The organism is uncultured Clostridium sp. (genome assembly GCF_900547735.1).
GTDB lineage: Bacteria > Bacillota > Clostridia > Lachnospirales > Lachnospiraceae > Otoolea.
Genome location: NZ_URHZ01000009.1, coordinates 37981 through 55821, shown reverse-complemented (window position 1 = coordinate 55821; position 17841 = coordinate 37981). Strand labels below are relative to the sequence as shown.

The 17841-nt window shown below is 50.0% G+C and carries 18 protein-coding genes; 16 read left to right on the top strand and 2 right to left on the bottom strand.

Annotated elements, in window-relative coordinates; all coding sequences use genetic code 11:
- The first annotated feature begins 15 nt into the window (after window positions 1-15).
- The 5 genes from QZT18_RS04585 to QZT18_RS04565 all read left to right on the top strand — a co-directional run bounded on the left by QZT18_RS04585 (window position 16) and on the right by QZT18_RS04565 (window position 5858).
- Window positions 16-1254, top strand: coding sequence for a MaoC family dehydratase N-terminal domain-containing protein (locus tag QZT18_RS04585; RefSeq protein WP_294145046.1), 1239 nt, complete (start codon window positions 16-18; stop codon window positions 1252-1254).
- Between the two features lie 42 nt (window positions 1255-1296).
- Complete coding sequence (locus QZT18_RS04580) at window positions 1297-2655, top strand: SLC13 family permease (RefSeq protein ID WP_294145045.1); 1359 nt, start codon at window positions 1297-1299, stop codon at window positions 2653-2655.
- 172 nt (window positions 2656-2827) lie between these two features.
- Window positions 2828-3991 carry a beta-propeller fold lactonase family protein gene (locus QZT18_RS04575; RefSeq protein ID WP_294145043.1) on the top strand — a complete coding sequence of 388 codons (1164 nt, stop codon included), beginning with the start codon at window positions 2828-2830 and terminating at the stop codon, window positions 3989-3991.
- Between the two features lie 63 nt (window positions 3992-4054).
- Window positions 4055-5230 (top strand): 2-methylaconitate cis-trans isomerase PrpF family protein, encoded by a 1176-nt coding sequence (locus QZT18_RS04570; RefSeq protein ID WP_294145041.1) that lies wholly within the window; start codon window positions 4055-4057, stop codon window positions 5228-5230.
- Between the two features lie 31 nt (window positions 5231-5261).
- On the top strand, window positions 5262-5858 hold the full coding sequence (locus QZT18_RS04565; protein WP_294145039.1) for a nitroreductase family protein: 597 nt from the start codon (window positions 5262-5264) through the stop codon (window positions 5856-5858).
- 131 nt (window positions 5859-5989) lie between these two features.
- Here QZT18_RS04565 and QZT18_RS23455 read toward each other — a convergent pair whose 3' ends face one another.
- Complete coding sequence (locus QZT18_RS23455) at window positions 5990-6085, bottom strand: DUF6783 domain-containing protein (protein WP_366925794.1); 96 nt, start codon at window positions 6083-6085, stop codon at window positions 5990-5992.
- Between QZT18_RS23455 and QZT18_RS23450 the strand changes: the two genes are divergently transcribed.
- The 9 genes from QZT18_RS23450 to QZT18_RS04525 all read left to right on the top strand — a co-directional run bounded on the left by QZT18_RS23450 (window position 6046) and on the right by QZT18_RS04525 (window position 15895).
- Window positions 6046-6138 carry a DUF6783 domain-containing protein gene (locus tag QZT18_RS23450; RefSeq protein WP_366925793.1) on the top strand — a complete coding sequence of 31 codons (93 nt, stop codon included), beginning with the start codon at window positions 6046-6048 and terminating at the stop codon, window positions 6136-6138. The genes QZT18_RS23455 and QZT18_RS23450 overlap by 40 nt on opposite strands.
- A gap of 38 nt (window positions 6139-6176) precedes the next feature.
- The gene (locus QZT18_RS04560; protein WP_294145037.1) at window positions 6177-6944 is read left to right on the top strand and encodes an IclR family transcriptional regulator; all 768 of its coding nucleotides are present in this window, start codon (window positions 6177-6179) and stop codon (window positions 6942-6944) included.
- Between the two features lie 378 nt (window positions 6945-7322).
- Window positions 7323-8159, top strand: coding sequence for a helix-turn-helix domain-containing protein (locus QZT18_RS04555; RefSeq protein WP_294145033.1), 837 nt, complete (start codon window positions 7323-7325; stop codon window positions 8157-8159).
- Window positions 8160-8261: 102 nt separating this feature from the next.
- Window positions 8262-9785 (top strand): xylulokinase, encoded by a 1524-nt coding sequence (gene xylB, locus QZT18_RS04550; protein ID WP_294145032.1) that lies wholly within the window; start codon window positions 8262-8264, stop codon window positions 9783-9785.
- Between the two features lie 107 nt (window positions 9786-9892).
- Window positions 9893-11377, top strand: a complete 1485-nt coding sequence (locus tag QZT18_RS04545; protein ID WP_294145030.1) for an L-fucose/L-arabinose isomerase family protein — start codon at window positions 9893-9895, stop codon at window positions 11375-11377.
- Window positions 11378-11927: 550 nt separating this feature from the next.
- Window positions 11928-13292, top strand: a complete 1365-nt coding sequence (locus tag QZT18_RS04540) for an MmgE/PrpD family protein (RefSeq protein ID WP_294145026.1) — start codon at window positions 11928-11930, stop codon at window positions 13290-13292.
- Between the two features lie 192 nt (window positions 13293-13484).
- Window positions 13485-14045, top strand: a complete 561-nt coding sequence (locus tag QZT18_RS04535) for an HD domain-containing protein (protein ID WP_294145024.1) — start codon at window positions 13485-13487, stop codon at window positions 14043-14045.
- A 23-nt stretch (window positions 14046-14068) separates the two neighbouring features.
- On the top strand, window positions 14069-15349 hold the full coding sequence (locus QZT18_RS04530; RefSeq protein WP_294145022.1) for an aconitase/3-isopropylmalate dehydratase large subunit family protein: 1281 nt from the start codon (window positions 14069-14071) through the stop codon (window positions 15347-15349).
- A 24-nt stretch (window positions 15350-15373) separates the two neighbouring features.
- Window positions 15374-15895 carry a 3-isopropylmalate dehydratase gene (locus tag QZT18_RS04525; protein ID WP_294145020.1) on the top strand — a complete coding sequence of 174 codons (522 nt, stop codon included), beginning with the start codon at window positions 15374-15376 and terminating at the stop codon, window positions 15893-15895.
- A gap of 190 nt (window positions 15896-16085) precedes the next feature.
- Here the strand turns inward: QZT18_RS04525 and QZT18_RS04520 are convergent, their stop codons facing one another.
- Entirely contained in the window at window positions 16086-16589 is a 504-nt protein-coding gene (locus QZT18_RS04520) for a YbhB/YbcL family Raf kinase inhibitor-like protein (RefSeq protein ID WP_294145018.1), read from the bottom strand.
- Window positions 16590-16931: 342 nt separating this feature from the next.
- Between QZT18_RS04520 and QZT18_RS23445 the strand changes: the two genes are divergently transcribed.
- Both QZT18_RS23445 and QZT18_RS04515 read left to right on the top strand, forming a co-directional pair.
- A complete protein-coding gene (locus QZT18_RS23445; RefSeq protein WP_366925792.1) occupies window positions 16932-17075 on the top strand; it encodes a DUF6783 domain-containing protein in 144 nt (47 codons plus the stop codon).
- 9 nt (window positions 17076-17084) lie between these two features.
- Window positions 17085-17822 (top strand): metallophosphoesterase family protein, encoded by a 738-nt coding sequence (locus QZT18_RS04515; protein WP_366925791.1) that lies wholly within the window; start codon window positions 17085-17087, stop codon window positions 17820-17822.
- The last annotated feature ends 19 nt before the right edge of the window (window positions 17823-17841 follow it).

Sequence of the window (17841 nt, the reverse complement as noted above, 5' to 3'; positions counted from 1 at the left end):
TGAAAGGAGAAGAAAATGGCAAAATTTGATGCTGCGTTTGATTGGGATCATCTGAGTGATGAAGAGTGGAACAGGACGCTGGACGAACACATTGCAAAGTTTAACGAAGGAAGGGGAGAGGTTATGCTTCCGCCTCCGTCCCACGCCATCATGGACGACGAGTATGTAAGAGGAATCAACTATAAGGTGATTACCGAAGATTTAATCCGCCACTACGCGGACGCTATCGGCGATCCGAGCCCGTTCTGGCGCGATCCGTCCTATATTGCAAGCACGCGCTGGGGAGGCTTTATCGCCCCTCCGACATTTGAAACATGCATCGCATTCGGATCCTCCTTTGGCGGCCGTCTGAGGGTGCCCGGGATTTCACGTCTGGCCGGAGGCAGCAAGCATGAATACTTTAAGCCAATCCGTCCGGGAGACAGCTTCTCGATCTATGACAAATATGCAGGATTTGTAGAAAAACAGGTGACAGATAAACCGTACCGTATGTTCATTGAGAGCGTTCCGCGTTATTATATCAATCAGAGGGATGAGGTGGTGGCGATCGAAACGCACCGCAACATCTACATGGCTACACCTCCGGGAAAACGCGGTAAAAAGGTAAAAGAAGCAAAGATGTACCAGGATAAGCAGAGACATTTTTACAGTGACGAGGAGCTGGAGATGATCCATCAGGCATACGACGACCAGCTTGCAGGCAAGAACCGACGCGGCGCCAACATCCGTTACTGGGAGGACGTGGTGGAAGGAGAAGAAATCCCAACCGTTATCAAAGGGCCGATGGATGTGGCCGATGCCTGCGCCCGCACCATGGTAAGCTGCTATCCATATGCATATGCCATCAAATGGGCTGTGATGAGGGAACACCTTCAGCATCACCCGAAGGATCCTGAGACAAATGAGCATATTCTCCGCCGTGACTGGCACTATACGGATCATGCGGCTCACATTTTCGGCTATCCGTATGCAAACTCGGCAGGCGCCCAGAATGAGATGATGCTGGTTCACGGAATTACGGACTGGATGGGAGACGACGCTTTTGTTAAATCCATGGATTCCCAGGACAGACGTATGGTATTCTTTGGGGACATGACATACGTTAAGGGGAAAGTTGCAAGAAAATTTATTGAAAACGGGGAACATCTTGTGGAAGTTAAGGTTTGGGGAGAAAATCAGGACGGAGTCGTACATACTAAATCCGATTTCATTGTAAAACTTGTTTCCAGAACGGAATATGACAGGGCTCTTTAATTACGCAGTCATTTAACCTGAAAGAACAGGGGGAGGTTACAAATGAGCAATACGATAGTATTATGGGCGTGTTTAATCGCAATTATTTTAGTCATCGTTGCCTACAACATGTGGAGGGTCAACATGGGTATCGCAGCAATGGCGTTTGCATTCATCATCGGCTGTGTGCTCCAGGGGGAGAAGGCAGCGACAATTTACAAATACTGGCCGGATAATCTGGTGTTCTTCCTGCTGGCCTGCAGCCTTTTCTTCGAATTTGCCTCGGAAAACGGCGCGCTGCTCGTATTTGGCAAAAAGCTTTTGTACCGTTTCAGGAATAACCTGAAACTGATTCCGTGGGTTATGTTTATTATCACCGCGATTCTGGCTTTCCTGGGAGCCGGTACGGCGTCTCAGGTCCTGATTGCCCCGATCAGCTATGCAATCGGCCTTCAGATTGGAATGGATCCTCTGATGACGGTCTGCGCCGTCAGCCTCGGCTATACGGTCGGAACCTACAATCCCTGGACCGGAATGGGCGTACAGATGATAGGTTTTGTTGAGAACAACGGAGTGGCAACCGAGATCGCGGTCAGGACCGCAACGGCAAACTACTGTACAACACTGGTAAAACAGTGCGTGACCATGGCCGTCTGCTACTTCTTCTTTAACTGGCTTGCGGCAAGGAAGAAAAAGGCAGCGGGAGAAGTTCAGTCGTTCAGTGCAAAAAATATTGAAATCGAAAAACCGGAAGATTTCAACCCGGTTCAGAAGAAGACATTTGTCCTTATCATTCTGTCTTTCCTGATCCTTGTAATACCAAACATGCTCAACACATGGTTTAAATTTGAGAGCCCGATGATACAAAATCTGATTCTCGTATGCCAGCCTCATTCTATCTTCTTAATCTTTGCCATGATTGCCAGTGTAATGAAACTGGCGGACACAAAAGAGGTTATCAAGAGGCTGCCGATGAATACAATCCTGCTGGTGGCAGGTGTCTGCTTCCTGATGGAGATTGCCAAATCGGCGGGTATGGTGGAAGTGATTGAAGGACTCTTCGGCAGCAGCGTTCCGAAGTTCCTGGTCGGTCCGTTCCTCTGCCTGATTGCGGGCATCCTGAGTATTTTCTCAAGTACGTGGAGCGTAGTTCTGCCGCTAATGTACCCCCTTGTGCCGCCTCTGGCCGCGGCAACCGGACTGAATCCGGTGGGACTTTATTCCGCAATTCTGTTCGGTTCCAACGCCACAGGTTTCTCACCGTTCTCGACGGCCGGTTCCATGCTGGTCGGCCTGGCGCCGGATGAACTGAGAGAGGCAATGATTCCGAGGATGATCGTCCTGGCAGTTGCCATGCTGGTTCTCACAATGGTGCTCGGCCTGTTCGGCATGTACGATATTTTCAACTTTATGGCAAGCTGAAAGAGCCGCCGGATAAAGCTTCAGACACAGATTCATATAGGACAGAGAACTTTTATATCGGGTTCGGGGTTTGCAAAGCGGACTCCGGGCCCGATGGCTTATGGGGGAATATGACGCTGAGCGGCTGCACCCGGATTCTGCCGCTATATCGATCTGTCGGAAAAGGAGGAATATGGATAAAACATTTTTTTATATCGGCAACCGGAAACCGGGGGAGGGAAGCGGTATGGCCGTCTGCTGTTTTGATGCGGAAACGGGCGCCCTTAGAAACCTGGGAAACGAACTGGAGCCGATGAAGCTCTGCATCGGCTGCACTCATATAGACGGAAAACGGAAGATTCTTTACTGTACGGATGAGGTACAGGACTATCCGGGACTGCCGGGAGGAGGCGGCGGCAGGCTGTTTGCTTTTGCAATCAGTCCCGGTAACGGCGGTTTAAAGCTCATTGGCAGCAGACCGTCCTACGGTGCAAAACCGTCGTATCTGACAACGGATGAAGATTCAAAATATCTGCTTGTGACGAATCACGGGGGCAGGACAACCGCCACTTCCACGGAGAAGGACGCCTTTGGGCGGTATCATCTGAAGGTATCACACGACGAGTCCTCCGTGGCGCTCTTTCCTCTGAACGGGGATGGGAGTATCGGAGAACCGGTCCACATTTTCCGCCTGGAAGGTTCGGGACCGAAGTTCTTTCAGCACAGCGCCCACGCTCATTCCATTGTGAAAGCGCCGGGAAAAAATCTGTATGCGGTCTGTGATAAGGGCGGAGATCAGATTTACATGTTCCGGATTGATTATGAGAATAGGAAAATGGTTCCCTGCGAGGGAACGCCATATCTCAGGTCGGCCGGATCCGCGCCCCGCTACGCCGTATTTCATCCATTACGCCCTTATCTGTATGTCAATAAAGAGTCGGAGACAATTCTGTCGTCATTCCGGTACAGTGACCAGGGAAAACTTGAGCAGATTGAAACAATTTCCACGCTGCCGGAGGGATATGATGCTCCGCCCCGTGATGCCCTCTCCCAGTCCGATATCTGTATCAGCGGAAACGGAAAAATTCTCTATGATATGCTGCGGATCGTGAATGTAATCAATGTGTATGAAATTGATGAAACAAGCGGAAAACTGATGCTGATTCAGACACTTAACACGCCGGACGGCGGTAGGGCGTTCGGCCTTTCACCGGATGGGCGCTTTATGGCAGTGGCGTTTCACGACAGCCACAGGACCGATATTTATGCGGTCGGCGCGGATGGGAAGCTGCAGGGCGTAGTCTCTTCGGCTGCCTCTTCTTCTCCGTCAACCGTGAGTTTTTTCGGCACATCATAATTTACCACATAAAAGTATAAGATAAAATTTATCAAAAATCAGATTTTCAGGAGGTTTTTAATCATGGATAAAGTATATAAACCAAACCGGCGGATTCCCTGTGTCTATATGAGGGGCGGAACCAGTAAGGCCGTGTTCTTTCACGACGGGGATTTGCCCGCCGATATGCAGGAGAGGGATCGGGTGATTTTAAGCGCTTTCGGCAGCCCCGACCGCAGACAGATTGACGGAATGGGAGGAGCCAACACATCGACCAGCAAGGTGGCTGTGATTAAGAAAAGTGAGCGCCCGGGCATTCATGTGGATTATGAGTTCGGGCAGGTAGACGTCAATCAGCCTATTGTTGGAAAGACGATGAACTGCGGCAATATTTCCTCCGCGGTGGGCCCTTTTGCCATCGACGAGGGCCTTGTGAAGGCAGTGGAGCCAGTTACGGAGGTACATATTTTTAATACCAATACACAGAAAGAAATTATTGCCCGGGTTCCGGTAAAGGACGGCAGGGCGGTGACGGAGGGAGACTTTGCCATCGACGGAGTTCCGGGAACGGCGGCGAAAGTGACGCTCAAATTCGTAGCGCCCCAGGGAGCGGCGTCCGGCAAACTTCTGCCGACGGGAAAGGCAAAGGATACCATTGAAATTGAGGGAAAGGTTTACGAATATTCTTTTGTGGATGCGGCCAATCCCGTTATTTTCGTGCATCCCGAGGATTTCGGCGTGACCGGCACCGAGATTCCTTCCCAGTTCAACGCCCTTCCGAACTGCGGAGAAATCTGCCGTATCCTGGAAATCATACGCGGAACCGGAGCAGTCACCCTTGGGTTTGCAAAGGACTTGGAGGATGCCAGAATCAACAGCCAGACATTGCCAAAGATTGCTTTTGCCACAAAGCCGGCGGATTACACCGCGGGAAGCGGAAAAGCAATAGCAGCCGGGGATGTTGATCTTGTGGGACGCTTGTTTTCCGTAGGGATGAAGATGATTGACGCCTATATGGGGACCGGGGCGATCTGTACCGTAACCGCGGCCAATACGCCGGGAACCATAGTGAATGAGATTGCGAAACTGTCTCTGGGAACCGACCGTATCATGCATCTTCGCATTGGACATCCGTGGGGGATCATGGATGCATATGCCGATCTGAAGGTGGAGGAGGACGGCACCCATACGGTGCTGAGCGGTAACCTGGACCGTACGGCCAGACGTATTATGGAAGGATATGTCTACGTCCGCGATTGAGACGATTAAAATGAAAAGCGGGAGGAAAATTATGAACCCTGTAATTACCAATATGCTGGAACGCCGGAGCGTCCGGGTGTATAAGGAGGAACAGATTAAGGATGCGGATTTAAAGACGGTACTCGAGTGCGGCTTATATGCCCCGACGGGCGGCAATCTCCAGTACAGCCGTTTTCTGGTGATACAGAATCCGCTTCTGATGGAAGAATTGAATCAGGTTATCCGCAAAGAACTGGCCTCCAGGGAGATTGTCGAGGGAGCGTATATCAATAAGGGGATTATCAGGGCGAGGAAAGAGGGATACCATTTTATTTATCATGCACCGACCCTCATAAGCGCCGTCTCCCTGCGCAGCCACGGCAACAGCATGGCGGACTGTGCCAATGCGCTGGAAAACATGCAGCTTGCCGCAACGGCTCTGGGACTTGGGGCATGCTGGAGCAATCAGCCTCACTGGCTGACTGATGTGCCGGAGGTGCGGTCAATCTTTAAGAGGCTGGGGCTTCGTGAGGAAGAAGATATTTTCGGCAGCATTGCCGTCGGATACCCCGGCTATATTGCGAAAAGAGCTGCGGCCAGAAAAGAAGGCCGGATTGCGCTCGATATGCCCCGCAGTCTTTCAGAATAGGGGACAAGACAGGAAGCGCGATGGTTCCCACATGCCGCTTTATGGCAGGCTGTGAACAGCAAACATACGGCTTCGGCTGTGGAGGATAAATGGGAATAAGTGTTTGCCAGGATCTTGCGGAAATGGTATAATTAACTGAATAAACGACGATGAAAAGTCCGTAAAGCGCTTTTCACTGTACTAGAGCGTGTTTGAAAATTCATCCCCGCCACCTGCACGCCCCACAAAGTGTGACGCACATCTGACGGAAAGCAATTTTGAAACACGCTCTAAGAGTTAAGATATCTATTTTAGAAACTAAGTCGGGAGGAAAATCAGTTGGCAGGCACAAAAAAGACAGAAACAGGTGAAAAGAAAGTAGATAATAATGTACGTGCGGTTGAGCGTGCATTGCAGATATTGAATTGTTTTTCGCCGGAACGGGTCAGCTTTTCCCTGGTTGAAATATCGCGTGAAATTGGTTTATATCCGAGTACGACGCTGCGCCTTTTAGGTACTTTGGAAAATCAGAATTATGTATACAGGCATCCCAATAACCACAGATATTATCTGGGATTCCGTCTGGCACAGTTAAGCCAGGTGAGTTTCTCCAATCTGGATTACTGCCAGATCGCGCAGCCGTATCTGGAGGCGCTGAGGGACGAGTTTAACGAAGGAGTCGGCGTATATTCCCTGCAGGGCGATTCACGCGTCTGTGTGATGCGTTTGAACAGCACTCGTCTGCTGCGACGCGACTTCAGTCTGGGAGAACGCCATTCCCTGACAAAGGGAGCTTCCGGCAAGGTCCTTTTAGCGTATCAGACACCGGAGACGATAGACCGCCTGTTAAAGGACGGTTCCAGCTCCTACACGAGATCCCAGCTTGAAAAGGTAAGGGCCGACGGTGTGGCCGTGAGCCGCGAAGAGAGGGAAGTGGGCCTTTGCTCCATTGCGGCGCCAATCTTCAATGCGAAAAAGGAAGTGGTGGCAGCCATATTCCTAAGCTGTCCGACACCAAGATTTACAAAAGAGGTAGAGGAGGCGGTAACTCCGAGAATCCGTGAGACGGCGCTTCAGATTTCACGGGAAATGGGATGCGTGATTTAAGTACGGTCAAGGCATCGTGGGTACAGGGCCGGTGAAGCGGAAGCGCGAGTAGAATGCGGCTGGGTAAAGGATGTGTTTAGAGAGCGGATATAAAGATCTGTCACGGAGTGTGGCAGGTCTTTTTTTTCTGTGGGAAAGTTCTATGGATTCTTCCACAGTATAGAAAACCTCTGGGAGGAGAGTCTCCCGGGGAGGAGGGCTCCCAGGGGAGGAGAACCCCCAGGGAGGAGAGCCCCCCCAGGGAGGAGAGCCCCTCGGTCAGGTTTGTGCTCCGGCCAGGCTCGTCCTCCGGGTGGGAACAGCCTCCCTGAAAGGGGTCCTTCCTGTTGCACGGTTCTGCCATTTGCGGTAAAATGAGCCCATAAGGGGGTGAATATTATGAACGGAGATTTCAACCATGAACTTGTGCTGCCCAACGAGGACCTGCCGTTTAAAATGTTTCTGTTTGAAGGCAAGGACGGGAGTTACCGGCGGGCCGGCCATTGGCACCGCTCGATTGAGATATTCCTGGTGATGGAAGGACGGCTTGAGTTTTACTTTGGGGAGAACAGCCTGCCTCTTAAGGCGGGAGATTTTGTGATTGTAAATTCCAATGAAATTCATTCCATTGAAGCGCCGGAGCCGAATAAAACCGTTGTGGTCCAGATTCCGCTGAGCTGTTTTTCCGGTTATCTGGAGGAGGACGGACGCACGGTATTTCTAAAGCGGGGAGCGGAGCTCGACGGGGGGCTGGCCCGGTTGATTGGAGAGATGTTTACCATCTACCAGCAGAAGCGGTTTGCTTTCGAGCTGAAGGTTCGGAGCCTGTTTTTGGAACTTTTGTATCTGATGGTTACGGAGTTCATGCAGACCGAAGAGAACCAGGAGACAATCCGGCAGAAACGCCATCTGGAAAAACTGTCCGGCATTACATCTTATATGAAGAAACATTACAGCCGTGATATTACGCTGAAGAGCGTGGCGGACGAATTTGGCTTTTCCCCCACCTATCTGTCACGGATGTTTAAAAAATATGCCAACGTCAGTTATAAAACGTACCTTTTGAACCTGAGGACCGAGTATGCGCTGCGGGAGATGATGAGTACAACTCACAGCCTGAACGACGTGGCGCTTAATAACGGATTTCCTAACAGCCGTGCCTTTGCCAAAGCATTTTCAAAGCGCTATGGCTGCCTGCCGAGCACATACAGGGAACGGATGGGCCAAAAAAGATAAAAAGGCAAGAAAGTGCTATTGTGAGGTCAAGTTTTAGTCTGGAAAGAGGAATCGGGACAAGATATAATCATAGATAGAAAAACGCAGAGAAAGGGGTATCACATGAATTATCTGATAGGGATCGACGTAGGAACGTCCGCGACGAAGACGGTGCTGTTTGATGAAACGGGGAATGCCGTCTGTTCCTCTTCCAGGGAATACCCGCTGTATCAGCCTGAGAACGGCTGGGCCGAGCAGAGGCCGGAGGACTGGCGGAACGCGGTTTTGGAAACGCTGAAGAGCGTTGTGGAAAAGTCGGGAGTGCCTGCCGCAGATATCGCGGGTATCGGCCTGTCGGGACAGATGCACGGACTGGTTATGCTGGACGAGGCAGGGGAGGTGATACGTCCGTCCATTATCTGGTGTGATCAGAGAACGGGAAAAGAGACGGAAGAAATGCTCGCTATCATGCCGAGAGAGCGCTGGACCCAAATCACGGCGAACCCTCCGCTGACCGGCTGGACGGCTGCCAAAATCCTGTGGGTGAGAAATCATGAACCGGATAACTATAAAAGGTGCCGCCATATTCTGCTTCCTAAAGATTATATCCGCTATGTGCTGACAGGGGTATTTGCCACCGAGGTATCCGACGCCAGCGGCATGCAGCTTCTCGATGTGCCGGGACGGCGCTGGTCGGACGAGGTGCTGGATGCCCTTTCAATCGATCAATCCATGCTGGGCAGGGTCTATGAATCCTGCGAGGTAACCGGCAGCCTGCTTCCGGAAATCGCCGCCCAAACCGGCCTGCATACCGGCGTCAGGGTAGTGGGAGGCGCGGGAGACAATGCGGCGGCGGCCGTGGGAACGGGAATTGTGCGGGATGGTACCGCATTTACCACGATTGGAACCTCCGGCGTGGTATTTGCCCACAGCAGTAAACTTTCCATCGATCCCAAGGGCAGGGTACATACCTGTTGCTGCGCCGTTCCAGGTGCGTGGCATATTATGGGCGTGACACAGGGAGCAGGTCTTTCCCTGAAATGGTTTAAGGATCAGTTCTGCCAGGATTATACGGCGGAGGCCAACGCACAGGGGAAAGACGTGTACGACCTTATCAACAGGGATGTGGAGACGGTGGCGGCCGGAAGCGATAAGCTGCTTTATCTCCCCTATCTGATGGGAGAGCGTACGCCGCATCTGGATCCGGACTGCCGGGGCGTATTTTTCGGACTGTCCGCCATCCATACGAAAAAGCATCTGCTCCGCGCCGTCATGGAGGGTGTTGCATACTCCCTGTGTGACTGCAATGATATTCTCAGGGAAATGGGAGTGGAGGTTTCCCGGATGATGGCCTGCGGGGGCGGAGGCCGGAGTGCGGTCTGGCGTCAGATTCTCTCCGATCTCTATGGATGCAGTGTAAAGACCGTGAAACAGGAGGAGGGCCCTGCACTGGGAGCCGCTATTCTGGCCGGTGTGGGCTGCGGCATCTACCCGGGCGTGGAGGAGGCCTGCGATGCGCTCATCGGAGTGGAAAGCAGCACCGAACCGGATAAAGACAATGTAGAAATTTATGCAGAGTACCATAAACTTTACCGGAACCTGTACCGGAGCCTGAAGACGGATTTTAAAGAGTTGGCGAAGCTGTAGGGCGAGCATGCCGCCGCTGTATCCGCAGTGATAATACCGCCGCATCCGCAGTGACGGCGCCCGCAGTGATAACATCCGAAGCAATAAAAAAGATGGAGGATATTGATATGAATAACATACCGGAAGTAAAAATAGGAATTGTGGCCGTAAGCCGGGACTGTTTTCCTGAGAGCCTTTCCGTAAACAGGAGAAAGGCACTGGTGGAGGCCTACAGGGCAAAGTATGATGCACAGAATATTTATGAATGTCCTGTCTGCATTGTGGAGAGTGAGCTCCATATGGTACAGGCGCTGGAGGATGTGAAAACCGCCGGCTGCAACGCGCTTGTAGTTTATCTTGGAAACTTTGGCCCGGAGATATCGGAAACTCTACTGGCAAAACATTTTGACGGACCGTCCATGTTTATCGCGGCGGCCGAGGAGAGCGGAAACAATCTGGTTCAGGGGCGTGGGGATGCATACTGCGGTATGTTGAATGCAAGCTATAACCTGAAGCTGCGCGGCATCAGGGCGTATATTCCGGAGTATCCGGTCGGCACGGCCGAAGAATGTGCCGATATGATTCATGAATTTGTACCGATTGCCCGGGCCGTTGTAGGTCTTTCCGGCTTGAAAATCATAAGCTTTGGTCCGAGGCCGCTGAATTTTCTTGCCTGCAATGCTCCGATTAAGCAGCTTTACAACCTGGGAGTGGAGATTGAGGAGAATTCCGAACTGGATTTATTTGAGGCGTTTAATAAACACGCGGGTGATGACCGGATACCCGGGGTGGTAAAAGACATGGAGGCGGAACTGGGAGCGGGCAACCGGAAACCGGAAATTCTGGAAAAACTGGCACAGTATGAACTGACGCTGCTTGACTGGGTGGAGGAACATAAGGGATATCGAAAGTATGTGGCGATTGCGGGTAAATGCTGGCCGGCATTCCAGACACAGTTTGGATTTGTGCCATGTTATGTGAACAGCCGTCTGACGGACCGGGGAATTCCGGTATCCTGTGAGGTGGATATCTATGGTGCGCTGAGTGAATTTATAGGGACCTGTGTGAGTGAGGATGCGGTAACCCTCTTAGATATCAACAATTCCGTACCGGCCGACCTCTATGAAGAGGATATTAGGGGAGTCCACAATTACAGCCAGAGAGAAACTTTTATGGGATTCCACTGCGGCAACACCAGTTCAAAGAAACTTTCGTTCTGTGAGATGAAATACCAGCTCATTATGGCCAGGGCGCTTCCCGAGGAAGTGACGCAGGGTACGCTGGAAGGTGATATTGTGCCGGGCGATATTACATTTTTCCGCCTGCAGAGCACGGCGGACTGCAAACTCCGGGCCTACATCGCCCAGGGAGAGGTTCTTCCGGTAGCCACCCGCTCCTTTGGAGCCATCGGAATTTTCGCAATTCCCGAAATGAACCGTTTTTACCGTCATGTGCTGATTGAGAAGAACTTCCCGCACCACGGAGCGGTTGCCTTCGGCCATTATGGAAAGGCAATCTACGAGGTGTTTAAGTATATCGGTGTGGATGCGGAAGAGATCGGATTCAACCAGCCTAAGAATATGCTGTATAAGACCGAAAACCCGTTTGCATAAGGGGTACGTTGCAGTTGAAACTGCCTTGCTTTAAGTGAGACTGAAAGAGCAGATAAAATCAACAGCCCTGTTCATTCTGAAAAATTAAAAATGGAAGAGACGCTGCATTCCTGATAAAATATTTATTTGGGGGCAGCGTTTTCTGCATTCACTCTATTGCCATCCGGTATCTCTGATATGCTTCCCCAATTGTATATGATTTCTCATTCTTTTCCCTCAAAAAATTATATAATATTCTTAGAAAATTGATATGGTTTACTTACGGGCCAAAATGCGGGGGGAACTTCTTCCCATGCGGAAACCGTCCGAAAAAACAAAAGATAAATGAAAAGAAATTTTTTAATGATGGTTATTGTATTTTACCTATTTCTGTGATAAAATTTCTATATAAAAGAAATGATTTCTGTACAATAGAAATATCTCGGGCGCTGTGATAAAAACAGTATTGAAACCTGTGATGAAACCGTTGATGAAAACTGCAATGGAGTCTTTGATTTCCAATAACCGGGAGACCGACAGTAAGAGACTTTGGTAAAGGAGGAGTTATAAGATGGAATTGACACATCAGTTTGCGGATTTTCTTGTAAAGACAAATTATGAAGATCTTCCGTCCGGTGTGGCGGATCTTGCCAGGGAGCGTCTGCTGGACACAATCGGCGCCATGCTGGCTGGCCGCTCAGGATGGAATTATGCGGATGCGCTGATTGCGGCGATGGAAAAGATCGGAAAAGGGGAGTGCGGAATTATCGGGGAAAAGCCCTGTCCGTGTTTTCCTGCCCCGCGGGCGGCGATGCTGAACGCCACATTTGCCCATTCGATAGAACTGGACGACGGGCATAAATTTGCGGGCGTCCATGCAGGTGCAGTGGTTGTTCCGACGGCTTTGGTGATGGGAGCAAAGCTGAATGCCACGGGAAAAGAAATACTGACCGCGATTGTGCTGGGATATGAGATTGTATACCGGCTTGCGGCTGCACAGAGTCCTCAGCTCATTGACCGGGGATTCCATCCATCGGCAACCTGTGATACGGTAGGCGCAATGGCAGTCACCGGTAAACTGATGAAGCTGGACGAAGAGAGGATGGCCAACGGCCTTGGCATGGCAGGCCTCCAGGCATCCGGTCTGATGGAGGCTACCGTCTCGGGGCAGCAGTCCAAATGTGTGATGGTGGGCAACGCCGCCTATAACGGTATCTGCTGCGCCTATGTGGCGGAACAGGGGCTTCCGGGAACCACAACCGTTTTTGAGGGCAGGACGGGACTGTTCCAGGCGATGAGCAAAACCATCAGCCCGGAGACGGTAACGGAAGGGCTCGGGAAGGATTATCAGATATCGGAGACCTACAATAAATTTTATCCGACCTGCCGCCATTCCCAGCCGGCCATCGAGGCCGTACTGAATCTGACGGTAAAGAATCATATTGCTCCGGAAAATGTGGCTGCCGTGGAGGTAGGAACCCACAGGGTGGCATATGAGCTGACCGGAATTATTTATGAACCAAAGAATCCGGGGGAGGCAAAGTTCAGCATTCCTTACGGAGTTGCCCTGGCGCTTAAGGAACATGGCGTTGCCGTCCGCCATCTGAAGGAAGAAGCTTATACAAATCAGGAGTATCTGAAACTGGCAAAGCTGGTGACAGTCCGTATTGATGATGAGGTCAATGCCCTGTACCCCAAAAAACGCGGCGCACAGGTTAAAATCATCATGAAGGACGGGAGCGAATACGGGGAAGAGTGCTATGACCTGAAAGGTTCCCCGCAGAATCCGGTCGGATTCGGTGAACTGGTTGAAAAGTTTGTCACCGCGGCCACGGGACTTTTGAAGGAAGAGACGATAAAAGAGGTCATTGACCGCTGTACACGGTTTGAACAGGAGACAAATCCGGGTGATTTCCTGTCCCTGCTGAACTGGTAAATATGGGAAATGAACAGAACCTGAACCGGTAAGAGCCTGAATCGGTAAGAGCCTGAACCGGTAAGAGCCTGAACCGGTAAGAGCCTGAACCGGTAAGAGCCTGAATCGGTAAGAATATGAACCGGTAAGAGCCTGGACTGATAAAAGTATGAACAGATAAAAATAGGAACTGACAGAGGAAAGGTGATAAAAATGGAAGAAAGAATCAGAGAACTGTTCCCTGAAATCGGCTGGATTCAGGACGGGGAACTTCAGGACAAGGTGGTCGCAACCTACATAGATGCACTCAAAACCGGAGGCTGGGAACCGGATGATATGGATAACATCCCGTTTACACTGCTGATACCGGACTGTCCGTTCAGTTATCTGGATCACGTGCGCGGCGTTACCCGGATTTCAAGAGCCGCCATGGACGAATTTAATGATATCTATTCGAAGAAAGACGCCGCTTTTACCCTGAATCACGACGAGTTGATTGCAGGGGCTCTGCTCCATGATGTGGGAAAGCTGATTGAGTATGAAAAAAATGAGGATGGGGTTACGATAAAATCAGAATTCGGCAAGAATCTGCGCCATCCGTTTTCGGGCACGGTGCTGGCACTGCGCAACGGCTGCTCCAGCAGAATCGGCCATATCATAGCAAACCATGCCCATGAGGGCGATGGGACGCTCCGCAGTCCCGAGGGTGTTGTAATTAACAAGGCGGATTTTATCAATTTCGAAGCGGTAAAATCATTTCTCGGCATGAAATAGCCGCAGCGGTGAAAGGGGAAAAAATGGGCAAGACAGCAATTGTAAAGATAATGGAGCGGGCTTCCGGCCATCCGGTTGAGGTCGGTGACCGCATATGGTGCAGGATTGATTTGGCCTCCGCCCGCGATTTTGGAGGAGCCAACTGCGTACTGCAGTTTGAAAAGGAGATGGGGAAGGATGCAAAAGTATGGGATCCCCATAAGATTGCATATACCTTTGATCTTCAGGCACCCTCCCATTCAGAGAAAGTTTCCAACAACCAGAAAATCATCCGTGAGTTTGCAAGACGCCAGGGAATCAGGCATGTATTTGATATCAACCACGGCATCGGCCAGCATGTTATGCTGGAGCACGGCCTGATAAAACCGGGTGATGTGGTCCTGGGAACGGACAGCCATATGAACCTTCTGGGAGCGGTCGGCGCATTTGCAACCGGTGTGGGCAATTCCGATATAGCGGCATCTTATATCAATGGGACAAACTGGTTCCGTGTGCCGGAGACGATGAAAATAGAAGTTACCGGTTCCTTTCAAAGAGGAGTGTGCATGCGGGATCTACTGACCCACATTGTCGGTGATTTGGGAGCCAGCGGTATGGATTTCCTCGCAGTTGAATTTACCGGTGAGACAATCGAACGCGCTACACTGGCCGAGAGGCTGACACTCTGTTCCATGGTCACGGAAATGAGCGGAAAAGTCCCGTTAATTATGCCGAACGGAGAAGTCCTTGAATGGCTGGCAGATAGGGCGGGGGAGGAGGTAAGAGAGCGTGCAAAGCTGCTCGCAGCCGATTCCGATGCGGAATATTGCAAGGTATTGCACTATGATGTGACGGATCTGGAACCGCTGGCATCCTGTCCGGACGCTCCGGATAACGTCCGTCCTGTGCGTGAAGTTGCAGGCACTGCGGTTGACCAGATTCATATCGGTTCCTGTTCCAACGGCCGCTTTGAAGATTTGAAGGCAGCCTATGACGTGCTGATGGCCGGGGGAGGGAAAATCAGTCCCGGTATCCGTGCTATTATTACCCCGAGCACTACGGAAGTTCAGATACGGTGCGCAAAAGAGGGAATGATTGAAAAATTTCTGGAAGCAGGCATTGTATTTACAAATCCTACCTGTTCCCTGTGCACCGCGGAGCACTACGGAGCCCTGCCGTCCGGTGACGTCGGCTGTTCCACGACCAACAGGAACTTTATCGGCAAAGTGGGGAAGGGGAGCCATACCTATCTGATGAGCCCGATGTCGGCCATGGCGACGGCGGTCAGAGGCTGTATCACCGACCCGAGGGAGATTCTCGGATAATCGGGGGAAATGGAGGAAATGAATATGAGCATTCTTAAAGGGAGAGCCTGGGTATTCGGCGATGATGTCGATACCGATTTGATATACCATAATAAATATCTGGCGGAGACGGATCCGGAAAATATGCCCCAGTATGCATTTGAGTATTATCCCGGCAAGGAGGACTTTGCCAAAGAAGTAAAGCCGGGTGACATAGTAGTCGCCGGAAAAAACTTCGGCTGCGGTTCCAGCCGCGAACATGCCGTGTACTGTCTCCAGTACGGAGGTGTTCCCTGCGTTCTGGCGGAGACATTTTCCAGAATTTATTACCGGAATGCGGTCAATAACGGGTATCTGGTTCTCTTTGTCAAAGATCTTGGGGAGGCGATTAAAAACGGCGAGATATCAGATAAAGATGAACTTGAGATCGACACTGCGACGGGGACGATCAGAGATCTGACGAATCGGAAAGAGTTTCACGGTGATGCCGTCAGTAATCTGGAAAACGACATTATGAAGGCGGGCGGATTGTTCCCGTATCTGAAGCAGCAGGCAAACCAGAAATGAAATTTAGAGCAGGATGGATTACCGGATCATGAACTATTATGACATAGACGGGATACTCCGATAACCAGCCAATAAAAGAATGGCGGACAGGGATACTCCCTGGCCGTCCTCTTTTTATTTGATAGGAATTATGCCGTTAAAGAGCCCGGCAGTATGAAAGAAGCAAAGACTGTCTTACACCGTTCTTTCACTAATTACTGTATTCGCCCTTCAGCGTATATTGTTCCAGGATATGTCCGTCCATCTGGCGGTACATATGGTTCATCAGGAATCCATTTTCCAGATCAAGGAGGCAGTCCAGGGCATACACATGAAGCTCATAGATATGTGGTGCATCCGGCGGAGCCATACCTCCGTAAAAAGCGGTAAGCTTTTTATTCTCAGGACTGCTCTGCTTAAAGTTCCAGGTATTGACACCCTGGACAAAATCAGCTGCAGTCTGGCTCTCATTCTCTTCAATCTTAGTTCTTGTTATGTTTGCGGCGGCCCAGTGAATCCAGGAAAAACCTCCATTGACCTGAAATGCGTCTTTATCTTCCAGGAGAAGTGCAAAACTCTTTGTTCCTTCCGGGGCATCCAGAACTTCGAACGGAAGCGAATAGGTCGACATCCCGAATTCGTTGAAATGGGAACCGCGTTTACCGTACTTGTCCTCAATAATGCCGTTAACAATTCCGTGACTGATGACTTTCATATTGTTCCTCCTCTTTCTATCATTTGATGTATTAAGTATACAAAATAATGGAAAAAATGTAAATTACTTATTTTATTGTAGTTAGTATCCGTATTTATATTTTTAAAGCGCACGTTGAAAGAGTAAATAAAAAATCCGGGACGGGAATTTGACACGATGGAAATTTAATAAAAATGCAGTAGTAAAACGGAGGAAACCAGCATTTTATATCATAACATGAGAAAGAAAAACAATTGCAGGTGTAACATAGGAGATGCACATACATGAATGGACGGTGCTCTGTTAGTGTGATAAAATAAAGGAAGAAATTCTGCAGATTGATGTCAAAGAGCTAGAGCGTGTTTGAAAATTCATTCCCGCGATCTGCACGCCCCACTTCCCGGCATATTTTGTCCCGATTCAGTCAGCGTAGCCCACTACGTCTCCTTCATCGGGGCAAAATCTCCTACAAAGTGTGACGCACATCGATACAGGGAGGTGATTTGAATTATTTACGTGACAGGAGATACACACGGTAACTGGATGAACAGGCTTAGAACGGGGAGTTTCCCGGAACAAAAGGAAATGACAAAGAGTGATTATGTTATAGTTTGTGGAGATTTTGGCATATGGGATGGAGCAAATGCAGAAAAACATAATCTCGATTGGCTTGAAGGTAAATCATTTACAACATTATTTGTTTCTGGTAATCACGACAATTATGATATTCTGGATGCTCTGCCAATAACGGAGTGGTGCGGCGGTAAAGTTAATTTTATTCGTCCGACCGTCATTCATCTGATGCGCGGCCAGGTTTACAATATAGATGGAAACAGATTCTACACATTCGGCGGAGCTAGCAGCCACGATACAATGGATGGTATCTTGGATAAGGGAGACCCGAAAATCAAAATATGGAGGAGAGATGATTCAAAAATGTTTCGTATCAATCATGTTTCATGGTGGGAACGTGAGTTACCGTCAGAAACAGAGATGGAAGAAGGCATGGAGAATTTGAAGAAGGCTGCGAATGAGGTTGATTATATTATTACCCATAGCCCATATAACTCTCTCCTTCAACAAATGGATGAAGGCAGCAGTTTGTATCACGCGGATAAATTAACCGATTATCTACAGGGTATTAAAGAGATTGTTAGTTATAAACATTGGTTTTTTGGACATATGCATGTAAACCAAACGTACCAGAGGGAACATAGCAGCTGCTTATATGAGCAGATAGTGAGAATAGTATAAAACCATCGATTGTTATGGC